We start from the raw sequence: 23,475 nt of genomic DNA on the forward strand, positions 1-23,475 counted from the left end.
AGGTCGTCCTCCGTTCCGCGCGCATCGGAAGCAGCGCTCATGCGTCGACGCTCTCCCGACAGCTATTGGCGATATTTTCCGACATGGCGGCGAAGACCTTGACCGTCGTCGACATCTCGCCGGCCGAAATGCTCTTCAGCACGTCGGCGCGCAGCGATCGTGCGAGGTCCAGAACCTCTTCCGCGACCTTCGCGCCATAGGTCGTCATGACGATCTTCTTGGCGCGGCGATCGCCTTCCACGGACTGGCGCTGGATGAAGCCCTGCTTCTCCATGCCGTCGAGCAGGCGCACGAGCGTTGGCGTCTCGATATCGAGTTCGTCGGCGAGTTCGCGCTGGTTGAGTTGCGCTCCACGCCCCAGAATGAGGAGCGCGCGGGCGCGCGGCAGCGTCAGTCCCCTCTCCTTCACCCGGGCGTCGAACAAGGCGCGCATCTTGCGTTGCACGCGGGAAAGATCGTCGAGAAGGCGCTCGCGCGGATCGGTGGTACTCATCTTGCTCGTCCGTACACTATTAGCTTGCTATCTATTTGCTCGCTAGTTAGTCGACCGGCACTAAAAAATCAAGCCCCGCCCACGCTGGGTGGACGGGGCTTCGATGAAGCTCACGCGGATGTGATGCTAGCGCTATTGCCCGTCAGTCTCTTCGGGAAACTCGCTCGCGCCATGCGTCGTCGGGGCGGTCCAGCCGCCATACTTGCGCTTCCAGGAGCGCGCGCCGAACGGCAGGGTCGCCAGATAGGCGACCACCGTCACCACCATGGTTTCCCAGGTAAAGCTCATCAGCGTCGCGACATAGATGACCACGAGCAGGATCGCGGGGAGAACGAGATCGCGGCGGATGCGGCTTCCCTCGGACTTGCCGGACCAGACCGGCAGACGACTTACCAGCAGGAAACCGATCAGCACCGTATAGCCCGAGGCCAGATAGCCGAAGAGCGGGCTCGGCGCGACACCCAGGAAGCCAAGATAGACCGGCAGCAGGACAAGCATGGCCCCGGCCGGCGCCGGCACGCCGACGAAATATTCCGACTGCCACGTCGCCTTGGTCTCGCGCTCGGCCATGACGTTGAACCGGGCAAGGCGCAGGCCGGCGGCAATCGCGTAGATCAGCGCCGCGATCCAGCCGAAGGAACGCGCCTGGTCGAGGATGAAGACGTAGAGCACGAGAGCCGGCGCCACGCCGAAATTGACTATATCGGCGAGCGAATCCATCTGCCCGCCGAATTTCGAGGTTGCCTTCAGGAGACGGGCGACGCGCCCGTCGATGCCATCGAGGAAGGCGGCCAGCAACACCATGCCGACGGCAAGTTCATAACGGTTCTCGAAGGCGAGCCTTATGCCCGTGAGGCCCGCACAGATGGCGAGAACCGTAATGACATTCGGGATGACGATGCGCAGCGGAATTTCCCGCAGGCGCGGGCCGCGCGCCTCGTCGTTCGGGCCATTCGGCTCATAGGGGGGAAACGGTGTGTCCATTTCTTTCGCTTTGTTCTCTCTCGTCTGTGACAGCCGCTAGAGGGCTCGAAAAGCCGGCACGGCAAATGCTCGCTCGCGCGGGCGATCAGCCCCGGCGGCTGATGACCGGGCCCTTGGCCGAGCCGAATTCCGCCAGCACCGTCTCGCCGGCAATCGCCGTCTGGCCGAGACTGACGCGCGGCTGCACGCCTTCCGGCAGGAAGACGTCGAGGCGCGAACCGAAACGAATGAGGCCGAAGCGTTCGCCCGTTTCCAGATTGTCGTTCATCGAGGTCCAGCACAGGATGCGGCGGGCGACGAGGCCGGCGATCTGCACGACGCCGATCGGACCATGCACGCTCTCGATGACCAGGCCGTTGCGCTCGTTCTCCTGGCTCGCCTTGTCGAGGTCGGCATTGAGGAATTTACCCGCGCGATAGGCGACGCGCGAAACGCGGCCACGCATCGGCGCGCGGTTCACGTGGCAATTGAAGACGTTCATGAAGACCGAGATGCGCAGCATCGGCTGGTCGCCGAGTTCCAGTTCGGCCGGCGGCGTCACCATGGCGATGGCCGAGACGCGGCCATCGGCCGGGCTGATGACGAGGTCGTCGTCCTGCGGCGTCAGGCGCTCGGGATCACGGAAGAAATAGGCGCACCAGGCCGTCAGGATGAAGCCGATCCACATCAGTGGCTCCCACAGGAGGCCAAGAAGCAGCGACACCACGAAGAAGACGGCCACGAACTTCCAGCCCTCCCGATGAATCGGCACCAGGGTGCTGCGTATCGTATCGACCAAACTCATCTTCCGACATCTCCTGACTGTTTCACGCCATCGACCTAGCGTGAAAAACGAACGGGAGCAATGCAGCGCGGCGAATAGCCCCCAGCCGACACCGGCCTTTGCCCCCGGTTCGCCGGCTGTTTCAGCAGGCCCGCCAAGACCTCGATGCCTGGCGATCACGCGATATTGACAGGTCCCGACCAACAAAGGCACTCTTCCGGCGCTACTGTAGCGCGCATCGGCGAGACCGAAGGGTAATGCCCACCGTCGATGAGCACCCGTAGCTGCGCTCGGATTTGGAGCCTCAGCCGTGAGCAACTCGACCGAAAAGACCAGCGAGAAGCCCGTCCTCACCGGCGCGGAACCGGTGCTTTACGTGACCGACTTTTCCGCCTCGCTCGCCTTTTTCACCGAAAAGCTCGGCTTTGCGCCCGACTTCACTTATGGCGATCCGCCGTTCTACGGCGTCGTGGTGCGTGACCGAGCACGGCTCTGCCTGCGGCTCGTGCACGAGCCCGTCTTCGTCGGAAGCATTCGCCGGCGCGAAGAATTGCTGTCGGCCTCGATCACCCTCGACAGCGCGGCCGCACTCAAAGAGCTTTTTCTCGACTACCAGGCGGCGGGCGTACCGTTCCACCTGCCTCTGACGACCCGGCCCTGGGGCGCGCGCAACTTCATCCTGCTCGATCCGGACGGCAACCTGATCCTCTTTGCCAGCCCCGGCGACTGATCATTCCCCCGCCGGAGCACCGCGCACGATGATGCCGAGTTCGTCGCTCTCGCGCACCTGCTTCAGCCGCTCCTCGGCCTGTACGGCCTCGCGCTGGCGGTTCCACATCGAGGCATAGAGACCGTCGTCGCGCTGCATCAGCTCGCCATGGGTGCCACGCTCGGCGATCACGCCGTCCTTGAGCACGATGATCTCGTCCGCGGAGATGACGGTGGAGAGGCGATGGGCAATGACCAGCGTGGTGCGGTTCTTCGAGACCACGTCGAGCGCCGCCTGGATTTCCTGTTCGGTGCGGGTGTCGAGCGCCGAGGTCGCCTCGTCGAGGATGAGGATCGGCGGGCTCTTCAGGATCGTGCGGGCAATCGCGACACGCTGCTTCTCGCCGCCGGACAGTTTCAGGCCGCGCTCGCCCACCATCGCCTTGAAGCCTTCCGGCAGGTGGCGGATGAAGGGACCGATCTGGGCGGCTTCGGCCGCGGCCGTCACCTCCTCGTCGCTTGCACCGGGCCGGCCGTAACGGATGTTGTAGGCAATCGTGTCGTTGAAGAGGACGGTATCCTGCGGCACCATGCCGAGCGCCGAGCGAAGGCTCTTCTGCGTCACGTCACGCACATCCTGCCCGTCGATGGTGATCGCCCCCTCCTGTACGTCGTAGAATCGGTAGAGCAGCCGCGAGAGGGTGGACTTGCCCGCGCCGGAGGGACCGACGACCGCCACGGTCTTGCCCGCCGGCACCTCGAAGGAAATGCCCTTGAGGATCGGCCGCGCCGGATCGTAGGAGAAATGCACGTCCTTGAAGGAGATCGCGCCGCTGGACACGGCAAGCGCCACCGCACCCGGCTTGTCCTGCACCTCCTGCTCGACCTCGAGAAGATCGAACATCTGCTCGATATCCGTCAGGCCCTGGCGGATTTCGCGATAGACGAAGCCGATGAAGTTAAGCGGGATGGCGAGCTGGATCAGCATTGCATTGATGAAGACGAAGTCGCCGACCGTCTGCTCGCCGCGCTGGACGGCGAGTGCGGACATGGCCATCATGATCGCCATGCCGACGCCGAAGATCAGCGCCTGACCGAAGTTCAGCCAGCCGAGCGAGGTCCAGACCTGGGTCGCCGACTTCTCGTAGCGCTCCATGGACTGGTCGAAGCGCCGGGCTTCCATGTCCTCGTTACCGAAATATTTCACCGTCTCGAAATTCAGGAGCGAATCGATCGCCTTGGTGTTCGCCTCGGTATCGCTGTCGTTCATCGAGCGGCGGATGGAGATGCGCCAGTCGCTCGCCCGAACGGTGAACCAGATATAGAGCCAGACCGTGACGGCGGTGACGAGCAGATATTGCAGCCCGTAGCCCCACCAGAAGATGGCGGCGGTCATCAGGAATTCGATGAGGGTCGGCACGCTGTTGAGGATCGTGAAGCGCACGATCGTCTCGATGCCCTTGGTGCCGCGCTCGATAACGCGCGAAAGCCCGCCGGTGCGCCGCTCCAGATGGAAGCGCAGCGAAAGGCGGTGCAGGTGCACGAAGGTACGGTAGGCGAGCTGGCGCACCGCATATTGCCCGACGCTGGCAAAGAGCGCGTCACGCAGCTGATTGAGCCCGGCCTGCAGGATGCGCGCGCCATTGTAGGCAAGTACCAGCATGACGGCGCCGATGAGGAAGCTCGGCAGCAGGCTGACAGTATCCGGCTTGCCGTTCAGCGCATCGGTCGCCCACTTGAAGAAGTAGGGAACGAGCAGCAGCACGACCTTGGCGGCGAGCAGGAAGACCGTCGCCCAGACAACACGCATCTTCAGGTCCGGACGGTCGGCCGGCCACATATAGGGCCAGAGGTTCACCAGCGTGTGGAGGAGATTGCTATCATCGGCCGAAACCGTCTTCTTGGTCGTCATTGCCACGCTGGCCTCCACCGAACCACCGTCCGGTCTGCTATATCGTTTTCACGCTGGTTCGCACGGAAACCGTCTCGTGTTTTCCCGGGAACCGCTCGAATGAAAATACGGCGCCCGGTGGGGCGCCGCATCCTGGAGATAGGCCCTTGCAGGCCGTTTCACAACGGCCCGCAGGAAATAACAGCGATCAATTGCCGCGCACGTGCTTGCGGTGCATTTCCTCCGCCTCCGCATCGCTCTCCATCGCCTTGTCCGGCACGCCGAAGACCTGGCCGGGGATGATGCGATCCGGATCGTTGATCTGCGCTTCGTTGGCGAGGTAGATCGTCGTGTAGCGCACGCCCTTGCCGTAAATGCGGCGGGAGATCTGCCACAGCGTATCGCCGCGGCGGATGATGACCGAAGTCTTGCTTGCCTGGAGCGGAGCCTGCTCGACCGTTTCCGGCTCTTCGGCCACGGCCTGTTCGCTGCCCGCAGCCGCAGTGCCGCTTTCGCCAGCGGTTGCGGCCGCCGTACCGGTTTCCGTAGCGGCGGATGATGTCGACGACGGTGTGCCTTCGGTGGCGGTCGCCACCGCATTGGCGGCGGCGGTGAGCGAGGGCATGCCTTCAAGGGCAACGAGCGCCTGCTGGTAGGCTTCCTTGCCTGCGCCTGCCGGGACAGCCGCAAGACGATCGAGCGCCGTAGAGGCCCAGCCCTTGAGCTTTGCAATGGCCGCCGCGACGTCCGCCGCTGTACCTTCCGGTGACGCGAAGCCGCCGATGGCCTTCAGCGCGCCCTCCAGCGCAGTGCGTGTGGTCTGGATTTCCGCCGACGTTGCATTGCGTCCGTCGGAGAACAGCGACACGAACTGTTGCTGCAAGGCGGTTGCCTGACCGGCCATCGCCTCGATCGAATTGTCGGCTGCGACCGTGACGCCGGTTGCGGCGCCCTGCGCCTTTTCGATGGCCGGCGCCAATGCATCGGCAACGGCCGTCTCGATGGAACCGAGCGCTTCGCCCACGGCGGCGGCGTCGGTCGGCAGGGCATGGATGCGGGCAAGCGCCGCAGCGGAGGCAGCGGACGCCTTGGCCGCCATCTCGCGGGCAGCCTCGCCCTCTTCGATACCCGGCCGGAACTCGGCCAGCGACTTCAGCGCGATTTCAGTGGCGGAGCGGGCCGCGGCAAGCTCTTCGGCGGACGGCAGTGCGCCGTTCGCATAGAGCCCCTTCAGCAGCGCAAGGGCCTTGTCGGCGTCGCCACGCAGCTTGTCGAAGGTGCCGCCGCCGATGAGGCCGAGAGCCGGGCCGGCATCGGTCGTGGCATTGTCCTGCGCCACCACGGCAACCTGTTCGCCTTCCGGCCGGTCGAACGGCACGGAAGCACGGAAATCGACCTTGCCGCCATCCGCGCTCATCACATCGGCGCGAATAGTGTGCCGGCCGACCGAAAGGTCGATCTTGCCGTCAGCCACATAGCGGCCCTGCTCGTCCGCCTTGGCTTCGCCGACAAGCTTGTCGTCTGCATAGATGCGCACCAGCGCGCCGGGCGTGGCCGTGCCGGCGATGAACATGCGCTCGCCCTCCAGTTCGACGGCGGAGACGCGCACCGGGGCCTTGGTGGCCGTGGCGGTCGCGTCGGCTGCAGTCGTCTCGCTGGTGGCCGGCGTGCTGTCGACTGCCGCGGTCTGCGTCCCGGCAACCTCGCCGCCGGTCGTCGTTGCGGCATCCGACTTCGCCTCGCCTTCCACGACTGCGGTTTCGCCCGCGGCCTGATCGGCGGCCTTCTGCGCTGTCTCCAGCACCTCACCTGCTGCCTTGCCTGCCGCGTCCGGCACCGTGATCAGACGGCTCGCCTCGCCCGGCTTCGAAACCATGGCGAGCAGCTCGCCTTTGCCGTCCTTCGGCACGGAAACGGTCGCCACCTCTTCCGAGGTCTTCGAGACGCCCTTGTCGTCCTTCGCGCTGAGGGTGAGCTGATGGTCGCCGGCGGCCAGCGGCTGGTCGAGGACGGCGGCAAAATCGCCCTCCGGACCGACATCGACGGTCGCGACGACAGTCTCGCCGCTCTTGATTTCCAGCTTGCTGCTCGGCTGACCGCGACCGGCGATCACCGTGGAGCCGTCCGGCTCGACACGCAGCAGATCGAAGGAAGGCATGACCAAGGCGGCGGCCGTATCGACCGGCGTTGCGTCTGCCTTGGCGGTTTCCTGCGTTTGCGTCCCGACCGGGGCAGCCTCGCCGGCAGCGGGCGTCTCGCCCTCCGCAGCCGCTCCATCCGTGGTGGCACGGGCCTGTTTGCCGTCCGCCGTCGCCGTCTCGCCGCCGCCCTCGACCGGTGTTTCGGCGGGCGTCGCCACGGAGGTTTCCGCCGGCTTGTCCTTGTTAATATTGGGCAGCACGAAGAAAACCATGAGCAGCGTGGCAGCCGCCAGGACGATCAATGTCACGAGGCCGGTCTTGTTCTTCATCATCAACTCTCTCTCTGTCCCGGTTTCCCGGGGAGTCCCCTGCCCAAATTGCTAGCGAGTCCCGGTGCCTTGCACAAGGTTCAGGGGAGATTCCGGGCCTTCGCCCCCTTGCTTTTCCGTCATTATCCTTGACGGGTCGCCAGTCGGGGTGTCTGAATCACCGGATGAGCGAACAAACCCAACCGATTCGATCCGTCTGCGTCTACTGCGGCTCCCAGCCGGGTCGTGATTCTGCCTATATCAACGCCGGGCGGGTGCTGGGCAAGACGATGGCCGAAGGCCATCTGCGCCTCGTCTATGGCGGTGGCACGAAAGGCATCATGGGAGCTGTCGCCAGCGGCGTACTCTCGCATGGCGGCCGCGTCACCGGCATTATACCGCAATTCCTCGTCGATATGGAGGCCACGCGTCATTCGCTCGGCCAGCTCAGCGAGCTGATCATCACGCCCGACATGCACGAACGGAAGCACAAGATGTTCGACCGTGCCGACGCCTTCGTGGCGCTGCCGGGCGGCATCGGCACGCTGGAGGAGATCGTCGAGGTGATGACCTGGGCGCAGCTCGGCCGTCATCGCAAGCCGATGGTCTTCGCCAATATCGGCGGCTTCTGGGATCCGATGCTGAAACTCATCCGCCACATGGCCGACGAAGGCTTCATCCACACCGCCCATCTCGTCCAGCCGCTCGTCATCGACGAGCCGGAGGACATCGTGCCGGCGCTTCTCGAACATTGGGCCGGTCAGGTCGACCGCGAGGGCGAAGCGGACATCATCGCGCGGCTCTGAGAGGAGCGGGCAGGAATTGCTGAAGCCGGAGGCATGCCTCCGGCTTTTTTGTATGGCTACTCTGCCACCTTCAGCTCTGCGGCGGAGGCACGATTTGCCCGCGCCGTGTGGAACATCGAACCGGTATAGAGGATGAGCGCGGCCCAGATGAAGGCGAAGGCGATGAGCTTCATCGTGCCGAAGGGCTCGCCGAAGATGAAAATGGCGATGAAGAAGATCATGGTCGGCGCGATATACTGCATGATGCCGATGGTGGACAGGCGCAGCAGCTTCGCACCGTTGGCGTAGATCATCAGCGGCACGGCGGTGACGATGCCGCAGGCCAGCAGCCACAGCATGTCGGCCATGCCCGTATCGCCGAAATGGCCCTGCCCGGTCGATTCCAGCCAGATGACATAGCCGAGCGCCGGAATGCTGAGCAGCAGCACTTCAAGGAAGAACCCCTGGTTCGGCCCGATCGGCAGCGTCTTGCGGAAGAAGGCGTAGAACCCCCAGGACAGGCAGAGGCTGATCGATACCCAGGGCAGTCCGCCCGCATCGAAGGCGAGGATCGCCACCGCGCAGGCAGCCAGCGCGATCGCCACAATCTGCGCCCTGCCGAGCTTCTCCTTCAAGAGGACAGCGCCGAGGAAAATCGAGAAGAGCGGATTGATATAATAGCCGAGCGCGGTCTCGATCGCCCTGCCCGCACCGATCGCCCAGACATAGATGCCCCAGTTGATGGTGATCAGCACCGCCGTCAGCGTCGCCATGGCGAGCATGCGGGGCGAGCGCAGCGCCGCCTTGATATCGGCCGTGCGGCCGAGCCAGACGAGCACGAGGCCGGCAAGCGGCACCGACCAGATGATGCGATGCGCCACCACTTCCGACGCCGGGATATGGGCCACGGCCTTCATGAAGAAGGGCAGGAAGCCCCAGAGCACATAGGCCGTCAGGGCAAAGGCGAAGCCGCGTGGCGAATCGCCGGATTGCGGGCCGCTGGAGGAATTCGCGTCGGCCATGGTGTCATTTCCCGTCAATTTATCGGATTGCCGTCGGGATACCCCAACGATGATGAATGCACCAATTCATTCCGGTGAAGGAATGGTTGAGCGGCGTTGATCCTGGCTACTCCGCCGCCACCCGTCCCGCCTCGCCGCGGTTCTTCAGGAGCTTGTAGACGATCGAATCCATCAGCGCCTGGAACGAGGCATCGATGATGTTGTCGGAGACACCGACGGTCCACCAGCGCGCGCCGGAGGCATCGGTCGATTCGATCAATACCCGGGTGATGGCTTCCGTGCCGCCATTGAGGATACGCACCTTGTAGTCCGCCAGCTCCAGATCCGCGATCTCGGCCTGATACTTGCCGAGGTCCTTTCTCAGCGCGAGGTCGAGCGCGTTGACGGGACCATGGCCTTCGGCAACCGACATCATCACCTCGCCATCGACGACGACCCGCACGACCGCTTCCGAGACCGTCTTGAGCTGGCCGTTGGCGTCGTAGCGACGCTCGACCATCACGCGGAAGCTCTCGACATGGAAGAAATCCGGCACTGTGCCGAGCGTGCGGTAGGCCAGAAGCGCAAAGCTTGCATCCGCCCCCTCATAGGCATAGCCGGTGGCTTCGCGCTCCTTGACGATCTGGATGAGCCGGTCGAGCTTGGGATCGTCCTTGCCGACCGTGATGCCGCGCAGTTTCAGCGCATTGATGAAATTCGCCTTGCCGCCCTGATCCGACACCATGACCTTGCGCAGGTTGCCGACGCTTTCCGGCGTGATGTGTTCATAGGTGCGCGGGTCCTTGAGGAGCGCGGAGGCGTGGATGCCGGCCTTGGTGGCAAAGGCGGAGGCGCCGACATAGGGCGCCTGCTGGTCCGGCGAGCGGTTCAGCAATTCGTCGAACGTGTGCGCCAGCTTGGTAAGGCCGGTGAGCTTTTCCGTGTCGATGCCGATCTCCAGGCGCGTATTGTACGCATCCTTGAGCGCCAGCGTCGGGATGAGCGTCACCAGATTGGCATTGCCGCAACGCTCGCCGATGCCGTTCAGCGTGCCCTGGATCTGGCGCACACCCGCATCGACGGCGGCAAGCGAGTTGGCGACGGCCTGTCCCGTATCGTTGTGGGCGTGGATGCCGAGGTTTTCGCCGGGCACCCCAGCCGCAATCACCGCCTTCACGATTGCCTGAATTTCGGATGGCTGCGTGCCGCCATTGGTGTCGCAGAGCACGACCCAGCGCGCACCGGAAGCAAAGGCGGTCGTGGCGCAGGCCAGCGCGTAGGTCGGGTTCGCCTTGTAGCCGTCGAAGAAGTGCTCACAGTCGATCATCGACTCGCGACCGGAGGCAACCACGGCCTTGACGGATTCGGCGATGCTTTCGAGATTCTCCTCGTTGGAACAGCCGAGCGCCACGCGCACATGGTAGTCCCAGCTCTTGGCGACGAGACAGATCGCATCGCTCTTCGAGCCGAGGAGCGCCGCAAGGCCGGGATCGTTGGAGGCGGAAATGCCGGCGCGCTTCGTCATGCCGAATGCGACGAATTTTGCGCGGCCGGTGCGGTTTTTCGCAAAGAAGGCCGTGTCCGTCGGGTTTGCGCCCGGATAGCCGCCTTCGACATAGTCCAGACCGAACTCGTCCAGCATGCCGGCGATCGCAATCTTGTCCTCAACGGAAAAGTCTATGCCGGGCGTCTGCTGGCCGTCGCGAAGGGTGGTGTCGAAAAGGTAGATACGGTCTTTTTGCATGTGCTCCCTCCTGGGAACGGTATTTTGTCTTACTTCTTGCCGGCGAATTTATCGGTCGCGTAGATCAGGCGATCGAGGATGCCAGGCTCGGAATAGGCGTGGCCCGCGCCTTCGATGAGATGGAATTCCGCTTCCGGCCAGGCCTTGTGCAGTGCCCAGGCCTGCTTGGCCGGGCACGGCATATCATAGCGGCCGTGCACGATTAGCCCCGGAATCCCCTTTAGCTTGTGCGCGTCACGCAGCAATTGCCCCTCCTCCAGCCAGCCGGCATTGACGAAGAAGTGGTTCTCGATGCGAGCAAAGGCATGGGCGAATTCGTCCTCGCCGAAATGATCGCTCGTCGCCGGCTCAGGCAGCAGCGTGATCGTCTCGCCTTCCCACATGCTCCATGCCCTGGCGGCGGCTATGCGCGTCGCCTTGTCGTCGCTCGTCAGGCGGCGATGATAGGCCTGCATCATCTCGTGGCGCTCTTCCGGCGGGATCGGCGCGACGAAGCGTTCCCACTTGTCGGGGAACATTTCCGAGACGCCGAACTGGTAGTACCAGTCGAGCTCACCCTTGGTGAGCGTGTAGATGCCGCGCACGACGAGTTCGCTGACGCGCTCCGGGTACGTCTCGGCATAGGCCAGCGCCAGCGTCGAGCCCCAGGAGCCGCCGAAGACCAGCCACCGGTCGACATCCGCCACCGCGCGCAGCCGCTCGATATCGGCGACCAGGTGCCAGGTCGTATTGGCGTCCAGCCCGGCATGCGGCGTGGACTTGCCGCAGCCGCGCTGGTCGAACAGCGTGACGTCGTAAAGCGCCGGGTCGAACAGCCGGCGATGGCTCGGAGAAATCGTGCCGCCCGGCCCGCCATGCAGGAAGACGGCGGGCTTGGCGCCCGGCGTGCCGACACGTTCCCAATAGACGACATGCCCGTCGCCGACGTCCAGATGGCCGCTGGCATAGGGCTCGATCTCGGGATAGAGCGTCCTCAGGTCTTCGTTCATAGTTTCAGTCCGTGGGAAGGCCAGTTTTCGGTTTCGTGGTCGGGGTGCTGGAAGGAGATGATCTTCTCCTGCTGGCTGTAGTAGTCCGGGTCGTCGTGGACCGGGGTGGAGAAGATCGTTTCGACCCAGGGAAGGCGCGAGCCGTAGTTGACCTGCACCTGCGGGGCGAGGTCGCTGCGGTCATCGAAGGCGCCGATCGCGATCTCCAGCCCGCCCGGATGCTTGTAGGTCAGCGGCGTGCCGCAATGCTTGCAGAAACCGCGGGCAATGTTGATCGACGACTGGAAGTAAGTGGGCTCCTCGCGCACCCATTCCGTCTCGCCCTTGGCGGTCACGAGCGGACCGAAGAAGCCGCCGAACTGTTTCTGGCACATGCGGCAATGGCAGATCGACGGGCGGCCAAGCTCCCCCCTGATGCGGAAACGGACGGCGCCGCACTGGCAGCCTCCGGTACGAACGGTCTCGGTCATGTCTTACTCCTCCGGCGGCCAGTGATCGGTGTCGTAGTCGGGATGCTGTCGGTTCGAATCGCGGATCGTCACATGGCGCGCCTCGCCGCCCTCGCCCTCGTCGCTTTCGTGCTCCGGCAACCTCGGCAATTGCGCAAACCAGACGACCCGCGATTCGACGCCGGATTGCGCGGCCGGGCGGACATCGTCGGGATCGTCGAGCGAGCCGAGCGTCACATTGACATGGGCCGAGCCAAGGCCGTCATAGAAGAGCGGGGTGCCGCAATTCCGGCAGAAGCCGCGCCGCACGGTTTGCGAGGACTGGAACCAGCCGGGCTCGCCGCGCACAAGAGAAAAGCGCTCGCGCGGCGCATTGGCGAGCGGCAGGAAATAGTTTCCCGCCGCCTTCTGGCACATGCGGCAATGGCAAAGATGCGGATCGCCAAGCGTGCCCTCAACCCGGTAGCGCACCGCGCCGCACTGGCAGCCGCCCGTATAGATGCGCGAAATGCTCATGATCTCTGCTCCGGCGGCCATTCGTCGGTATCGTGGTCTGGGTGCTGGTAAGAGACGAGGTCGGCAAGGAAGGCGGCGGCGTCCTGATCCGCCATCGTGTCCTCGCCCGGCAGGTCGTGGATTCCGTCGACATAGGGCAGCTTCGCCTCGATGCCCCACTGGATGCGCGGGGCGATTTCGGCCGGGTCGTCGAAGGCGGCGATGGTGAGCGCCACACCGTCCGGCGCTTCATAGGTCAGCGGCGTGCCGCAACCGGCGCAGAAGCCGCGATAGCCGTGGTTCGACGACTGGAAGCGTTTCGGCTCGCCGCGCGTCCATGTCAGCCTGGCGTCGCGCACCGAAACCAGCGGCAGGTAGAAGTTTCCGCTCGCCTTCTGGCACATCCGGCAATGACAGACCGACGCATCCCCGAGCGCGCCCTCGACATGAAAGCGCACCGCTCCGCACTGGCATCCACCGGTGTAGAAGGGCGTGGTCACCTTTTCACCTCCCACGTCGTCACGCGCTCGCCCGTTGCAGCGTCCTTGCCGTCCTTCAGCTGGATGCCTTTGGCGGAGAGGTCGTCGCGAATCTTGTCGGCTTCGGCGAAGTTCCTTGCCTTGAGCATTTCAAGGCGCAGTTGGATAAGCGTGTCGACGCTGTCCTCCAGCGCCTTGGAGACCTCGACCTTCTTTGGCAGCACGCCGAGCAGCTGGGCACTGGCAGCGAAGACCGGCAGCATCAGCGGATCGCCGTTGGCGCATTGGGCCAGCGCATGCAGCGCCTGCACGGCCGCGACCGTGTTGAGGTCGTCGATGAGCGGGGCACGCACGCTTTCGTCGACGCGGCCCTCTGCCGGATCGCCGCCGGTCGGCCACTTGGCGAGGAGGCGCTCGGCCTCTTCGAGGCGCTTCACGCTGAAATCGATCGGCTCGCGGTAGTGGGTCATCAGCATGGCAAGGCGCAGCACCTCACCCGGCCATTTGCGGCCGCCGAACTTTTCCTCGTGCAGCAGCTCGGCGATCGTGAAGAAATTGCCCTCCGACTTCGACATCTTGCGGCCCTCGACCTGCAGGAAGCCGTTGTGCATCCACACATTCGCCATGACCTTGGTGCCATGGGCGCAGCGCGACTGGGCGATCTCGTTCTCATGGTGCGGGAAGATGAGATCGAGCCCGCCGCCGTGAATGTCGAAGACTTCGCCGAGATAGGCGGCGGCCATGGCCGAGCACTCGATATGCCAGCCCGGACGGCCCCGGCCCCAGGGCGAGGCCCAGCCCGGCTCTTCCTGCGAGGAACGCTTCCACAGCACGAAATCGCCGGGGTTTTTCTTGTGCGCATCGACGGCGATGCGCACGCCGGCCTGCTGCTCGTCGAGATTGCGCTTGGAGAGGTCGCCGTAGTCGGCCATCGACTGCGTATCGAACAGCACTTCGCCATTGGCTTCATAGGCATGGCCGCGTTCGATGAGACGCTGAATCAAGGTAACCATGTCCGCCTTGCCGTCCGCGCGCGGCTCGACGAACTCGGTGGCGCGCGGCTCGTGGGTCGGCGGCATGGCGCCGAGCGCCACGATGTCGGCGTGGAACTGGTTCGCCGTCTTTTCCGTCACCCGGCGGATCGCCTCGTTGAGCGACAGGGTGCCGTCCGAAATCTCGCTGCCGAAATCGCGAAGCGCCCGCGCGTTGATCTTGTCGTCGACATCCGTGATGTTGCGGGCATAGGTGACATGGCTGTCGCCATAGACATGGCGCAGCAGACGGAACAGCACGTCGAAGACGATGACCGGCCGCGCATTGCCGATATGGGCAAAATCATAGACCGTCGGGCCGCAGACATACATGCGCACATTGTCGGGATCGATGGGGGCGAAGGCCTCCTTCGAGCGTGTGAGCGTGTTGTACAGCGTCAGGACCGGCTTGTCGGCCATAGGAATCTCCCAAAATGCGTGCGCCCGGCTGGCCGGGTCGTTGTCATCCGGGGATTTTGGGGGACGAAAACGGCCGGGCCAGCGCGTGCGCTAGCGAATAATGCTCCGGCGAATGCAGAGTACCGTCTTCATGGCTGCTTTATCGCGCCGCATCGGCCTGCGGTCAAGCGGGCGCAGGCGTCGCCTCGCGAAAATCCTGTCCTTTCGGCCTGTTACCGCGGTGACACGCCGACCGGCGCTTTCCGTGCAAGAAGGGACCTGCGAACCGACGGGTCGAAGAATTCACAAATGAATGTTAGCGCCCGTCACAATTATTGAGCGTCAAAACCGGCGCTTTCTGCCATCTTGCCGCGAAGCGGGCAAAGTTTGAGCAGAATTTGGCCGAATGGGGCCTGTAGATACACAGGTCATGGGGGAGCAACCGGGGGAACTGACGGGGCTACCTGATGAAACCACTTCAGGAGAGTAAAATGTCGACCGCAAACAAACAGCCTGCACAACACGCCGCCAACGAGAACCTGCAGGAGCGCTACAAGCCGCTCGGCCTGCGCGCCGTCGTTGCCGCCACGCAGTGCAAGCCGGAGATCAAGGCCACCGAGACGCGCCGCGATATTCCGGCCGTTCTTCAGTCGCTCCACGACTGAGCCGCTCAAAACAGCGAAAGCTGATCGGACGACGGGGGCGCTTCTGCGCCCTTTTTCTTTTTCTCCGGCAGCGTTCCGGCTTTCTCCTCGACCGGCTCCAGAATGTCCGGCCCCATATTGGAAACCTTACCCACCTTGTCGGACACGGGGATTGCCTCGAAGAAGCCGTCGTCGATCGGCGTCATGAGATCCGCCACATCGCGCGGCTCCTGCGTCTTGCAGTCGAGCCAGCGGGAAAAATCCTGCCTGCGGATGACGACAGGCATGCGATCATGGACGCGGGCAATATCGTTGTTCGCCGCCGTCGTCAGGATCGCGCCGGTATCGACCTCGGAACCGTCAGCCGACGACCACGTCTCCATGAGGCCGGCGAAAGCAACGATCTCGCCCTTTTTCGGGCGGATGTAATAGGCCTGCGCCTTCGCGCCCTTCTCCTCCGGCTTGCGCCATTCGAAGAAGCCGGAAGCCGGCACGAGGATGCGGCGGTGGCGCATGGCGGCGCGGAACGAGGCCTTGCCTGCCGCTGTTTCGGCGCGGGCATTGATGAGGAGCGGAAACTCGTTCGGATCCTTGACCCAGCCGGGCAGGAAACCCCAGCGCACCAGCATCGCCCTGCGCTCCGGAAGATTGCTGCCGAGCTCCTGTTTCTCGCCGGCGATGACGATCAGGATCGGCTGCGTCGGGGCGATGTTGTAGCGCGCCGGCGGGTCCTCCATGTTCACGACATCGAGAAACTCGCGCAGACCTTCGGGCTCGGCCAGCAATGCAAATCGTCCACACATGGCGTCGTCATCGCACTTTGCCTATAAGGGGTCAATCAAGCGCAAGCGAACCGGAACGCGATGAAGAAATCGAAGATGCCCCAGCCCGCCTCCTCCGCCATTATCGAGCGCGACGGGCGTTACCTGCTCGTCCTGCGCAGCAAGCCGCCCTCGGACGCCATGTTCGCCTTTCCGGGCGGGCGCGGCGAGGAAGGCGAAACGGCAGCCGAGACGGCGGTCCGCGAGCTGTTCGAGGAAACCGGCATTCGCGGCGAAAGGCCGATGCTCTTTGCGACCTACGACCTGCCCGGCCGCGAGGACGGCCCCGGCAGCCCCTCCTTCTTCCTCTCCGTCTTCAGGGTGAAGGCCGATCCGACAGCCGTCGCCATCGCCGCCGACGATGCGGCGAGCGTCGGCTGGTACACGGCCGAGGAAATCGAGAAGCTGCCCGCCCCCGACAGCGTGCGCGAATGCATCGTCCGACTGGAAGCGGAGCGGGCGGAGCAAGGCGCATGAACGCGATTCGCCTTGCGCTCGCCCTTGTCCTCGCCTTCGCCGTGCCCGCCCTCGCCCAGCAGGCGAAGGGCGGCAAGGCCGAGGAAACGCCGGCGGCGCCCGTCATCGAGCAAAAGCCTGCGCCCTATGACGAACGGCTGGAGCGTCTTTCCGAGATCGTCGGCGCCGTGCACTACCTGCGCAATCTCTGCATGGACAAAGCGGAGGACGCCTGGCGCGTCTCCATGCAGCGCCTGATCGAGCTGGAAGCGGCAAATGAGCCGAAGCGGCAGGAAAAGCTGACGGCGGCTTTCAACCGTGGATATCGTTCCTTTGCCGCGATCTATACGGCTTGCACCGACTCAGCCGTTGTCGCAGAAGAGAGATACCGTAACGAAGGTGCAACACTTGCGGCCGAAATTACCGCAAGGTTTGGAAATTAGCGATTAATTAACCTGTTTTCGCGGGAGCCAGTGCCGTTTTGGGAAAAGGCTGCTAAGGTCGTTAACAGTGCAGTAAGAACTGAATGCCTCGCATGGACCGATTGATGGAACCTACTCTCAACGATATCGACGAGATGATCGTGCACGAGAAGATGCAGGCCGCTCTGGAATACCAGAACGAGGCCTGGGCCGACGGAATGGCGGACGGAATCGAACCGGAAATCATCGCCGACGCCGCGATCGCGCTCGCTTTGCGCGAAACGATCCGTGTCCAGGGCGAAAAGGGTGCGGAAGCGATGCTCGAATCGCTGCGCGAGCGTATGCTGGCTGGAGAATTCTCCCCCGAGCGCATCCTGCAATAGGCTGGAAAGACAAGTCATGCAGATGTCGGCTGACGGCAAAAAGCTGTTTCGCAACAGCCTCATCGTACTGTCGGTACTCTTCGCGACAACGGCGCTCAACGCGCCGGTGCGCCCCGCCTTCGCCCTCAGCGGGCTGAAGAACGAGCAGGGCCAGGTACAGCAGGCTCCCGCCGAAGCTGAAAAAGCGCCGCCTGTCGAGGAGGAAGAGGAGCCGGTAGACGTCGGCCCGCTCGAATTGCCGCTGCCCGATCCGCTGATTCGCAAGGACCAGGCGCTAACAGAGCCGGCCGGCGAAGACCCCGCCGCCAACGACAAGGCGGTCGAAGAGCCGCAAGTGCCGGCGGAATTCATCTTCGACATCAGCAAGGCGCCGGAGCCCGTGCGCCGCATGCGCCAGCTCATCGTCGAGGCCGCCGCCTCCGGCGAGATCGAACGCCTGCGCCCCCTCCTCGGCAAAGGCATGACCGAGACCCAGGTCTCGATGGTCGAGAGCGAGGAAGACCCGGTCGCAACGCTGAAGGGCCAGTCCGGCGATCAGGACGGCATCGAAGTGCTCTCCATCCTGCTCGACGTTCTGGCGACGGGCTTCGCGCATATCGACAAGGGCACCGCCAACGAAATGTATGTCTGGCCCTATTTTACCGAGAAGGCCCTGGCCAGCCTCACGCCGCCGGAAAAGGTTGAGCTGCTGCGCATCGTGACAGCCGGCGATTTCGCCGACATGCAGGAATTCGGCAGCTACAATTTCTACCGCGTCGGCATCACGCCGGACGGCCAGTGGAAGTTCTTCGTCAGCGGCGATTGACCTACAGTGCTTCCAGCCAGGCATGATCCGGCTGGGCTTTTGCAATGCAGGCGCTCAGCCAGCCCCGTTGCGCCTTGTCGAGCTTTGGCAAGGCTGCGGCGAAATCGGCTTCGTCCTTGTCACGCCGGTATTTCGCCTTGAAGAGCAGGATGGCCTCGGGAGCGAGATAGGCAATACCGTCGACCGTGACGCGCACCATCTCACGGCGCAGGCGGCTTATCGCCGGGTCACGCTTGTAGACCCAGGTCTCCGGCGTGCCATCCTCGAGCATCATGTCGACGCGCCAGCATTTTGCCGCAACGTCCTCGCACCAGACCTGCATGATGCCAGCGGGTGGCGCTTGCGCTGTCGCGAGCGGTTCGACATGGCCATCCCCGACCGCATGGAATCGCAGGCCGGACAAGGCGGCGCTGAACGAGAAGAAATCGCCGCGCAGGATGGTGAATTCCAGATCGTCGTGCGGCCGCGTCTCGACGCCATGCCACAGATCGAGCGCCCAGCCGCCGACGACGCACCATGGGCGCGAGACGTGTGCAAGCCGCCGGGCAAGCGCGCTTGGGTGCCAGGCGGACCACGCGTCATGCGGCAGCGTCGATGGAACGTTCATGATGCATCGCCTTTTCTTGATCAGGCGTCTTCATAACCATCCTGAACCGCCGGACAAGCCTCCCCGATCTTGCGAAAGACGGCCGGCCGTTCTACTTCTGTTTCAACGGGTGCGATGATGCACCGCCTGCGCCGGAATGTGCCGGCGCACAAGAAATCTGGATCGAATCATGCCTTCCGTCACGCTTTCCGGCCGCGCCTTTCTCCGTCTATCCGGCAAGGATGCCGAGACCTTGCTGCAATCGCTCATCACCACGAACCTGCCCGATCTGCCGGAGGGCGAGATCCGCCCCGGCGCGCTGCTGACGCCGCAGGGCAAGATCCTCTTCGATTTCCTGATCCGCCGTGACGGCGCGGAAGCTTTCCTGTTCGAAACGGGCGAGGAGCAGCGCGATGCGCTCGTCAAGCGGTTGACCATGTACAGGCTGCGCGCCGCGGTCGATATCGCGATCGTCGAAGGCGATGCGGTTACGGTGGCCTGGGATGGCGCGCAAACCGATGCGGCGCTCGATGCCCGCTTCGCCAAGGCAGGCCTTGCGGTCTCCCGCCGCCAGGGCGCTGGCGGCAGCGATGATCCCGCGCTCTACGATGCGCTGCGCGTCAGCGCCGGCATTGCAGAATCCGGCCGTGACTACGCACTGTCCGATATCTTCCCGCATGATGCGCTGCTCGATCTCAACGGCGGCCTTTCCTTCGGCAAGGGCTGCTATGTCGGGCAGGAGGTCGTCTCCCGCATGCACCACCGCGGCACCGCGCGCCGCCGCCCGGTCATTGTCCGGGGCGAGACTGCCCTGCCCGCGACCGGCACCGAGCTTCTTGCCGGCGGCAAGTCGATCGGCGCGCTCGGCAGCGTTTGCGGCACGACCGGCCTTGCCATCGTGCGCATCGACCGCGCGGCCGATGCCATCAGCGCCGGCACGCCGATCACCGCGGACGGCGCGCCCGTGACCGTGGCGCTTCCCGCCTGGACCGGCCTTTCCTTCCCCGCCGACCACGCCGAGGTGCCGGCGCAATGAGCGGAGCGGCGCGAGCGAAGGCGGAGCCCCGCGCCTGGCAGCGCATGCTGTCCGGCCGCCGTCTCGACCTGCTCAATCCCTCGCCGCTCGATATCGAGCTTTCCGACATCGCGCACGGGCTTGCCCGTGTCGCGCGCTGGAACGGCCAGACCAACGGCGACCATGCCTTCTCGGTGGCGCAGCATTCGCTGATCGTCGAGACGATCTTCCGCCGGCAAAACCGCTGCGAGGCAGGCGAATGCCTGATGGCGCTGCTGCACGATGCGCCGGAATATGTGATCGGCGACATGATCTCGCCCTTCAAGGCCGTGGTCGGCGGCGGCTACAAGACGGTGGAAAAGCGGCTGGAGGCGGCCGTGCATCTGCGCTTCGGCCTGCCGCCCGCCACGCCCGCCGGCCTGAAGACGAAGATCAAGAAGGCCGATCAGATCGCCGCCTTCTTCGAGGCGACGGAGCTTGCCGGATTTTCCCATGTGGAAGCGACGAAGCTGTTCGGTGCGCCGCGCGGCATCTCGGTCGACATGATCGATATCGCGCCGCTTCCCGCCGTCGAGGCGCAAAGGCGCTTTGCCGAGCGGTTCGAGGCGCTGGAGCAGGAGCGCGGCGCCCTCGCCGCGGCGGTGTGACGATGGGAACGATCGTCGTCGCCCCGCTTGGAAAGATCGCGGAACTGGCCGTGCGCCACCGCTGCCGCGAAATGCTGAGCCTCGTTGCGCCCAGGCAGGACTTTCACCGTCCCGCCGTGATCTCCGCCGCGCGCCACCTGATCCTCGGCGTCAACGATATCGCCTTTGCCGGCACCGGCAAACTCGTCGCGCCCGGCGAGGAGCATGTGGCCGCGATCATCGACTTTGCCCGCGACTGGGACCGGCAGGCGCCGCTGCTTGTCCATTGCATGATGGGCGTGTCCCGTTCGCCTGCCGCCGCCCTCCTTGCCGCGCTCGCCGTGGAGCCGGACCAGGACGACCATGACCTTGCGCAGCGTGTGCGCCGGGCCTCCGTGCAGGCGACGCCGAATGTGCGGCTTGTCGAGATCGGCGATCATGTGCTCCACCGTGGCGGCCGGCTCATTGCCGCCGTGAAGGCCATCGGCCGTGGCGCGGATTATGTCGGCGACAGTCCCTTCGCTTTCTGCGCGGCACCGGAGCGGCCATGACGGAAAACACCGCCCGCCCGCCGGTCGAAATCGGCCTCAACGCGGCGGTCGTCGCGATTTCCGGCCGCAGTCCCTGTATCCTGGCCATCGGCGGCGACGGCGCACAGGCGCGCGATGCCCTGCCCTTCGGTCCCTTCGACCCGCGGCAACACCGCACCTTCGAGACGAGCCTGCGCGCCAGCGTGCAGACGCAGACCGCGCTGAAGCTCGGCTATATCGAACAGCTCTACACATTCGGCGACCGTGGCCGCCAGAAACTGCCCGACGAGGCCGGCACGCACATGGTCTCGGTCGGCTATCTCGCGCTCACCCGCACTGATGCCGAGGCGAACGAGCGGCTGGCGGAAGCCGGGGCGCGATGGCGCGACTGGTACAGCTACCTGCCCTGGGAAGACTGGCGGCAGGGCCGGCCGGCCGTGATCGACCAGTTGATCCTGCCGGCCCTCAAGCGGTGGGCAGCCGAGGAGCCGCTCGACGATCGCGTGAACCTCACGCCCCTGCCGCTCACCCGCGTTCGCCTTGCCTTCGGCCTCGACGATTTCCCCTGGGACGAGGAACGGGTGCTGGAACGCTACGAGCTGCTCTACGAGGCAGGCCTTGCCGAGGAGGCTGTCACGGACGGCCGGGCCCGGCCCTGCCAGGCCTCGCCCGGCACGACCATGCGGCACGATCACCGGCGCATCGTCGCCACCGCCATGGCGCGGCTGCGCGGCAAAATCAAATACCGCCCCGTCATCTTCGAACTGATGGCGCCGGAATTCACGCTCACCGAATTGCAGGCGACCGTGGAAGCGATTTCCGGCCGTCACCTGCACAAGCAGAATTTTCGCCGGCTCGTCGAGGGCGCCGAACTTGTCGAGCCGACCGGCGGCTCGACCTCCGCCACCGGCGGGCGGCCCGCCGCCCTCTTCCGCTTCCGCCGCCGCATTCTGGAGGAGCGCCCCGCCCCCGGCCTGAAGGTCGGCATGCGCTGACGGCGGCTACTTGATCACGGCGCAGGCCAGCCGGTCACCGGCACCGCCCGCCGGATCGGTGCGATAGTCGTCCGAGCCGGCATGCACCACGAGCGCGCGGCCGCGAATGCCCCGTTCGGCATCGTCGAGGCGCACCATCGTCGTGTGGACCTGAGCGCGCATCACGCCGTCCTCCGCAACATACTGGTTCGGCAGGTCGCCTGCATGCGGGCCGTTGGCGGCGGCAAAGCCATGTTCCTTGCCGTCCGGGTTGAAGTGCCCGCCAGCCGAAGCGTGACCGTCCGCATGATCGCAGGCGCCCGTCTCATGGATGTGCAGCGCCACCCATTTGCGGGGCGTCAGGCCGGAAACCTCCACCTCGAACAACACGCCGTCATTTCCGGCAGTCAGATGTGCGCGGCCAGTTTCCGTGCCGGAACGGTCGGTGAAATCGGCCTGTGCCGTGTTCTTCACCTGCTGGGCGACGGCGGGCGCGCCCAGCGCCACAAAGGCACCCGCCGCGGCGGCGAGCGCAACGATCTTCAACATGATGCGTCCTTCCGGTTGATTGCTCACGAGAGCGGAACGCATCGCCAGGTGGGGTGTTCCCCGTTACCGGCCCACGACGACGTCGAGGCCGATATCGAGCGTCGGCGCGGCCATGGTGATCTTGGAGGTCGAGATATAGTCGACGCCGGTCTCGGCGATCGCGCGGATGGTCTTGAGGTCCACATTGCCGGAGGCTTCGAGATTCACGCGGCGCGGGTCGCCGGCATAGGCCGCATCGGTGAGGCCGGCGCAATCGCGGTTGATCTCGACGGCGCGGCGCAGCAGTTCCGGCCCCATATTGTCGAGCAGGATGACATCCGGCTGCGCCTCGAGCGCCTCTTCCAGCTCCTCCAGGTCCGTCACTTCCACCTCAACCTTGACGAGATGACCGGCAAAGGCGCGGGCGGCGCGGATCGCACCGGCAACCCCGCCGGCAACGGCGATATGATTGTCCTTGATGAGAATAGCATCGTCGAGACCGTAGCGGTGCGAGGAGCCTCCGCCCATGCGCACGGCATATTTTTCCAGCGCCCGGAGCCCCGGAATGGTCTTTCGGGTGCAACAGACATTCGCCTGCGTGTGGGCGATTTCCTGAGCAAAGCGCGCGGTATGAGTGGCGACGCCGCACAGGTGCATGAGGAAGTTGAGCGCCACCCGCTCGGCCGAAAGCACAGCGCGCGCCGGTCCCGAGACAGTCGCAATCACCGTGCCGGGGGCAATCCTGTCGCCGTCCTTGACGAAGGCCTCGAAGCGGATCGCCGGGTCCATCAGCCGGAAGGCCTCACGCGCAAGATCGAGCCCGGCGACGACGCCATCCTCGCGCGCATTCAACTCCGCCCTGGCGACCATCTCCGGTGCAATCGTCGCCTGGCTGGTAATATCGCCCGCCCGGCCGAGATCCTCGCAAAGCGCCGCGCGCACCTGTTCCTCCACCATCAGGGGAGAAAGCACCGGGAGATAGGAGGTGGTCATGAAACTTGTCCTGTTTGGTTTCGATAGGATAG

General features: G+C 64.7%; 27 protein-coding genes. 11 read left to right on the plus strand and 16 right to left on the minus strand.

Translation table 11 applies throughout. From position 1 onward, the window contains the following. Nucleotides 1-37: 37 nt before the first annotated feature. The 3 genes from WA950_RS17080 to WA950_RS17090 all read right to left on the minus strand — a co-directional run bounded on the left by WA950_RS17080 (nt 38) and on the right by WA950_RS17090 (nt 2,594). Nucleotides 38-493, minus strand: coding sequence for a MarR family winged helix-turn-helix transcriptional regulator (locus WA950_RS17080; protein ID WP_424552911.1), 456 nt, complete (start codon nt 491-493; stop codon nt 38-40). 132 nt (nt 494-625) lie between these two features. Continuing rightward, complete coding sequence (gene pssA, locus WA950_RS17085) at nt 626-1,477, minus strand: CDP-diacylglycerol--serine O-phosphatidyltransferase (protein WP_424552912.1); 852 nt, start codon at nt 1,475-1,477, stop codon at nt 626-628. Nucleotides 1,478-1,562: 85 nt separating this feature from the next. Next, nucleotides 1,563-2,594, minus strand: coding sequence for a phosphatidylserine decarboxylase (locus tag WA950_RS17090; protein ID WP_424552913.1), 1,032 nt, complete (start codon nt 2,592-2,594; stop codon nt 1,563-1,565). Between WA950_RS17090 and WA950_RS17095 the strand changes: the two genes are divergently transcribed. Continuing rightward, the gene (locus tag WA950_RS17095; RefSeq protein WP_424552914.1) at nt 2,551-2,970 is read left to right on the plus strand and encodes a VOC family protein; all 420 of its coding nucleotides are present in this window, start codon (nt 2,551-2,553) and stop codon (nt 2,968-2,970) included. The genes WA950_RS17090 and WA950_RS17095 overlap by 44 nt on opposite strands. Here WA950_RS17095 and WA950_RS17100 read toward each other — a convergent pair whose 3' ends face one another. After that, on the minus strand, nt 2,971-4,860 hold the full coding sequence (locus WA950_RS17100) for an ABCB family ABC transporter ATP-binding protein/permease (RefSeq protein ID WP_424552976.1): 1,890 nt from the start codon (nt 4,858-4,860) through the stop codon (nt 2,971-2,973). Nucleotides 4,861-5,047: 187 nt separating this feature from the next. Next, a complete protein-coding gene (locus WA950_RS17105) occupies nt 5,048-7,312 on the minus strand; it encodes a LysM peptidoglycan-binding domain-containing protein (protein ID WP_424552915.1) in 2,265 nt (754 codons plus the stop codon). 161 nt (nt 7,313-7,473) lie between these two features. Here WA950_RS17105 and WA950_RS17110 point away from each other — a divergent pair, with 161 nt between their 5' ends. Next, nucleotides 7,474-8,094, plus strand: coding sequence for a TIGR00730 family Rossman fold protein (locus WA950_RS17110; RefSeq protein ID WP_424552916.1), 621 nt, complete (start codon nt 7,474-7,476; stop codon nt 8,092-8,094). A 56-nt stretch (nt 8,095-8,150) separates the two neighbouring features. Here WA950_RS17110 and rarD read toward each other — a convergent pair whose 3' ends face one another. From rarD to cysS, 7 genes are all read right to left on the minus strand, one after another. Continuing rightward, entirely contained in the window at nt 8,151-9,095 is a 945-nt protein-coding gene (gene rarD, locus WA950_RS17115; protein WP_424552917.1) for an EamA family transporter RarD, read from the minus strand. A 106-nt stretch (nt 9,096-9,201) separates the two neighbouring features. Then, entirely contained in the window at nt 9,202-10,818 is a 1,617-nt protein-coding gene (cimA, locus tag WA950_RS17120; protein ID WP_424552918.1) for a citramalate synthase, read from the minus strand. A 29-nt stretch (nt 10,819-10,847) separates the two neighbouring features. Beyond that, nucleotides 10,848-11,807, minus strand: coding sequence for a prolyl aminopeptidase (gene pip, locus WA950_RS17125; RefSeq protein WP_424552919.1), 960 nt, complete (start codon nt 11,805-11,807; stop codon nt 10,848-10,850). Continuing rightward, entirely contained in the window at nt 11,804-12,277 is a 474-nt protein-coding gene (locus WA950_RS17130; protein WP_424552920.1) for a GFA family protein, read from the minus strand. Before WA950_RS17130 ends, pip begins: the two co-directional genes overlap by 4 nt. Nucleotides 12,278-12,280: 3 nt before the next feature. Then, nucleotides 12,281-12,772 (minus strand): GFA family protein, encoded by a 492-nt coding sequence (locus tag WA950_RS17135; RefSeq protein WP_424552921.1) that lies wholly within the window; start codon nt 12,770-12,772, stop codon nt 12,281-12,283. Further along, on the minus strand, nt 12,769-13,251 hold the full coding sequence (locus tag WA950_RS17140; RefSeq protein WP_424552922.1) for a GFA family protein: 483 nt from the start codon (nt 13,249-13,251) through the stop codon (nt 12,769-12,771). The genes WA950_RS17135 and WA950_RS17140 overlap by 4 nt, the downstream gene beginning before the upstream one ends. After that, nucleotides 13,248-14,681 carry a cysteine--tRNA ligase gene (gene cysS / locus WA950_RS17145; protein ID WP_424552923.1) on the minus strand — a complete coding sequence of 478 codons (1,434 nt, stop codon included), beginning with the start codon at nt 14,679-14,681 and terminating at the stop codon, nt 13,248-13,250. Before cysS ends, WA950_RS17140 begins: the two co-directional genes overlap by 4 nt. Before the next feature lie 470 nt (nt 14,682-15,151). Between cysS and WA950_RS17150 the strand changes: the two genes are divergently transcribed. Next, the gene (locus tag WA950_RS17150; protein WP_424552924.1) at nt 15,152-15,325 is read left to right on the plus strand and encodes a hypothetical protein; all 174 of its coding nucleotides are present in this window, start codon (nt 15,152-15,154) and stop codon (nt 15,323-15,325) included. 5 nt (nt 15,326-15,330) lie between these two features. Here WA950_RS17150 and WA950_RS17155 read toward each other — a convergent pair whose 3' ends face one another. Then, a complete protein-coding gene (locus WA950_RS17155) occupies nt 15,331-16,107 on the minus strand; it encodes an SOS response-associated peptidase (RefSeq protein ID WP_424552925.1) in 777 nt (258 codons plus the stop codon). Between the two features lie 75 nt (nt 16,108-16,182). Here WA950_RS17155 and WA950_RS17160 point away from each other — a divergent pair, with 75 nt between their 5' ends. The 4 genes from WA950_RS17160 to WA950_RS17175 all read left to right on the plus strand — a co-directional run bounded on the left by WA950_RS17160 (nt 16,183) and on the right by WA950_RS17175 (nt 18,191). Continuing rightward, entirely contained in the window at nt 16,183-16,602 is a 420-nt protein-coding gene (locus WA950_RS17160; RefSeq protein WP_424552926.1) for an NUDIX domain-containing protein, read from the plus strand. After that, entirely contained in the window at nt 16,599-17,024 is a 426-nt protein-coding gene (locus WA950_RS17165; protein ID WP_424552927.1) for a TIGR02301 family protein, read from the plus strand. Before WA950_RS17160 ends, WA950_RS17165 begins: the two co-directional genes overlap by 4 nt. Nucleotides 17,025-17,128: 104 nt before the next feature. Next, nucleotides 17,129-17,386 (plus strand): hypothetical protein, encoded by a 258-nt coding sequence (locus tag WA950_RS17170; RefSeq protein ID WP_424552928.1) that lies wholly within the window; start codon nt 17,129-17,131, stop codon nt 17,384-17,386. Between the two features lie 22 nt (nt 17,387-17,408). Next, entirely contained in the window at nt 17,409-18,191 is a 783-nt protein-coding gene (locus WA950_RS17175; protein WP_424552977.1) for a hypothetical protein, read from the plus strand. Nucleotide 18,192: 1 nt separating this feature from the next. On the opposite strand, the gene WA950_RS17180 is transcribed toward WA950_RS17175, so the two are convergent. Next, nucleotides 18,193-18,798, minus strand: a complete 606-nt coding sequence (locus WA950_RS17180; protein WP_424552929.1) for an amino acid transporter — start codon at nt 18,796-18,798, stop codon at nt 18,193-18,195. Nucleotides 18,799-18,967: 169 nt separating this feature from the next. On the opposite strand from WA950_RS17180, the gene WA950_RS17185 reads away from it, so the two are divergent. Genes WA950_RS17185 through WA950_RS17200 form a run of 4 tightly spaced genes read left to right on the plus strand, consistent with a single transcriptional unit; the run spans nt 18,968 to nt 21,943 of the window. After that, entirely contained in the window at nt 18,968-19,813 is an 846-nt protein-coding gene (locus tag WA950_RS17185) for a YgfZ/GcvT domain-containing protein (RefSeq protein ID WP_424552930.1), read from the plus strand. Beyond that, nucleotides 19,810-20,439: a YfbR-like 5'-deoxynucleotidase gene (locus WA950_RS17190; RefSeq protein WP_424552931.1), complete on the plus strand. Its 630-nt coding sequence runs from the start codon at nt 19,810-19,812 to the stop codon at nt 20,437-20,439. The genes WA950_RS17185 and WA950_RS17190 overlap by 4 nt, the downstream gene beginning before the upstream one ends. A gap of 2 nt (nt 20,440-20,441) precedes the next feature. Then, nucleotides 20,442-20,969 (plus strand): tyrosine phosphatase family protein, encoded by a 528-nt coding sequence (locus WA950_RS17195; RefSeq protein ID WP_424552932.1) that lies wholly within the window; start codon nt 20,442-20,444, stop codon nt 20,967-20,969. Further along, nucleotides 20,966-21,943: an NUDIX hydrolase gene (locus WA950_RS17200; RefSeq protein WP_424552933.1), complete on the plus strand. Its 978-nt coding sequence runs from the start codon at nt 20,966-20,968 to the stop codon at nt 21,941-21,943. The genes WA950_RS17195 and WA950_RS17200 overlap by 4 nt, the downstream gene beginning before the upstream one ends. 6 nt (nt 21,944-21,949) lie before the next feature. On the opposite strand, the gene WA950_RS17205 is transcribed toward WA950_RS17200, so the two are convergent. Both WA950_RS17205 and nadC read right to left on the minus strand, forming a co-directional pair. Further along, nucleotides 21,950-22,468: a superoxide dismutase family protein gene (locus WA950_RS17205; RefSeq protein ID WP_424552978.1), complete on the minus strand. Its 519-nt coding sequence runs from the start codon at nt 22,466-22,468 to the stop codon at nt 21,950-21,952. 66 nt (nt 22,469-22,534) lie between these two features. Beyond that, entirely contained in the window at nt 22,535-23,443 is a 909-nt protein-coding gene (gene nadC, locus WA950_RS17210; protein WP_424552934.1) for a carboxylating nicotinate-nucleotide diphosphorylase, read from the minus strand. Nucleotides 23,444-23,475: the final 32 nt, after the last annotated feature.

This window comes from Shinella sp. (assembly GCF_049651085.1).
Classification (GTDB): domain Bacteria; phylum Pseudomonadota; class Alphaproteobacteria; order Rhizobiales; family Rhizobiaceae; genus Shinella.

Coding starts and splice junctions, on each gene's coding strand:
- WA950_RS17080 (WP_424552911.1), bottom strand. CDS start 493: ATGAGTACCACCGATCCGCGCGAGCGCCTTCTCGACGATCTTTCCCGC.
- cysS (WP_424552923.1), bottom strand. CDS start 14,681: ATGGCCGACAAGCCGGTCCTGACGCTGTACAACACGCTCACACGCTCG.
- cimA (WP_424552918.1), bottom strand. CDS start 10,818: ATGCAAAAAGACCGTATCTACCTTTTCGACACCACCCTTCGCGACGGC.
- WA950_RS17175 (WP_424552977.1), top strand. CDS start 17,409: ATGTCGGCTGACGGCAAAAAGCTGTTTCGCAACAGCCTCATCGTACTG.
- WA950_RS17160 (WP_424552926.1), top strand. CDS start 16,183: ATGCCCCAGCCCGCCTCCTCCGCCATTATCGAGCGCGACGGGCGTTAC.
- pip (WP_424552919.1), bottom strand. CDS start 11,807: ATGAACGAAGACCTGAGGACGCTCTATCCCGAGATCGAGCCCTATGCC.
- WA950_RS17170 (WP_424552928.1), top strand. CDS start 17,129: ATGGAACCTACTCTCAACGATATCGACGAGATGATCGTGCACGAGAAG.
- WA950_RS17165 (WP_424552927.1), top strand. CDS start 16,599: ATGAACGCGATTCGCCTTGCGCTCGCCCTTGTCCTCGCCTTCGCCGTG.
- WA950_RS17110 (WP_424552916.1), top strand. CDS start 7,474: ATGAGCGAACAAACCCAACCGATTCGATCCGTCTGCGTCTACTGCGGC.
- WA950_RS17130 (WP_424552920.1), bottom strand. CDS start 12,277: ATGACCGAGACCGTTCGTACCGGAGGCTGCCAGTGCGGCGCCGTCCGT.
- rarD (WP_424552917.1), bottom strand. CDS start 9,095: ATGGCCGACGCGAATTCCTCCAGCGGCCCGCAATCCGGCGATTCGCCA.
- WA950_RS17190 (WP_424552931.1), top strand. CDS start 19,810: ATGAGCGGAGCGGCGCGAGCGAAGGCGGAGCCCCGCGCCTGGCAGCGC.
- pssA (WP_424552912.1), bottom strand. CDS start 1,477: ATGGACACACCGTTTCCCCCCTATGAGCCGAATGGCCCGAACGACGAG.
- WA950_RS17135 (WP_424552921.1), bottom strand. CDS start 12,772: ATGAGCATTTCGCGCATCTATACGGGCGGCTGCCAGTGCGGCGCGGTG.
- WA950_RS17195 (WP_424552932.1), top strand. CDS start 20,442: ATGGGAACGATCGTCGTCGCCCCGCTTGGAAAGATCGCGGAACTGGCC.
- WA950_RS17155 (WP_424552925.1), bottom strand. CDS start 16,107: ATGTGTGGACGATTTGCATTGCTGGCCGAGCCCGAAGGTCTGCGCGAG.
- WA950_RS17105 (WP_424552915.1), bottom strand. CDS start 7,312: ATGATGAAGAACAAGACCGGCCTCGTGACATTGATCGTCCTGGCGGCT.
- WA950_RS17100 (WP_424552976.1), bottom strand. CDS start 4,860: ATGACGACCAAGAAGACGGTTTCGGCCGATGATAGCAATCTCCTCCAC.
- WA950_RS17150 (WP_424552924.1), top strand. CDS start 15,152: ATGTCGACCGCAAACAAACAGCCTGCACAACACGCCGCCAACGAGAAC.
- WA950_RS17185 (WP_424552930.1), top strand. CDS start 18,968: ATGCCTTCCGTCACGCTTTCCGGCCGCGCCTTTCTCCGTCTATCCGGC.
- WA950_RS17200 (WP_424552933.1), top strand. CDS start 20,966: ATGACGGAAAACACCGCCCGCCCGCCGGTCGAAATCGGCCTCAACGCG.
- nadC (WP_424552934.1), bottom strand. CDS start 23,443: ATGACCACCTCCTATCTCCCGGTGCTTTCTCCCCTGATGGTGGAGGAA.
- WA950_RS17180 (WP_424552929.1), bottom strand. CDS start 18,798: ATGAACGTTCCATCGACGCTGCCGCATGACGCGTGGTCCGCCTGGCAC.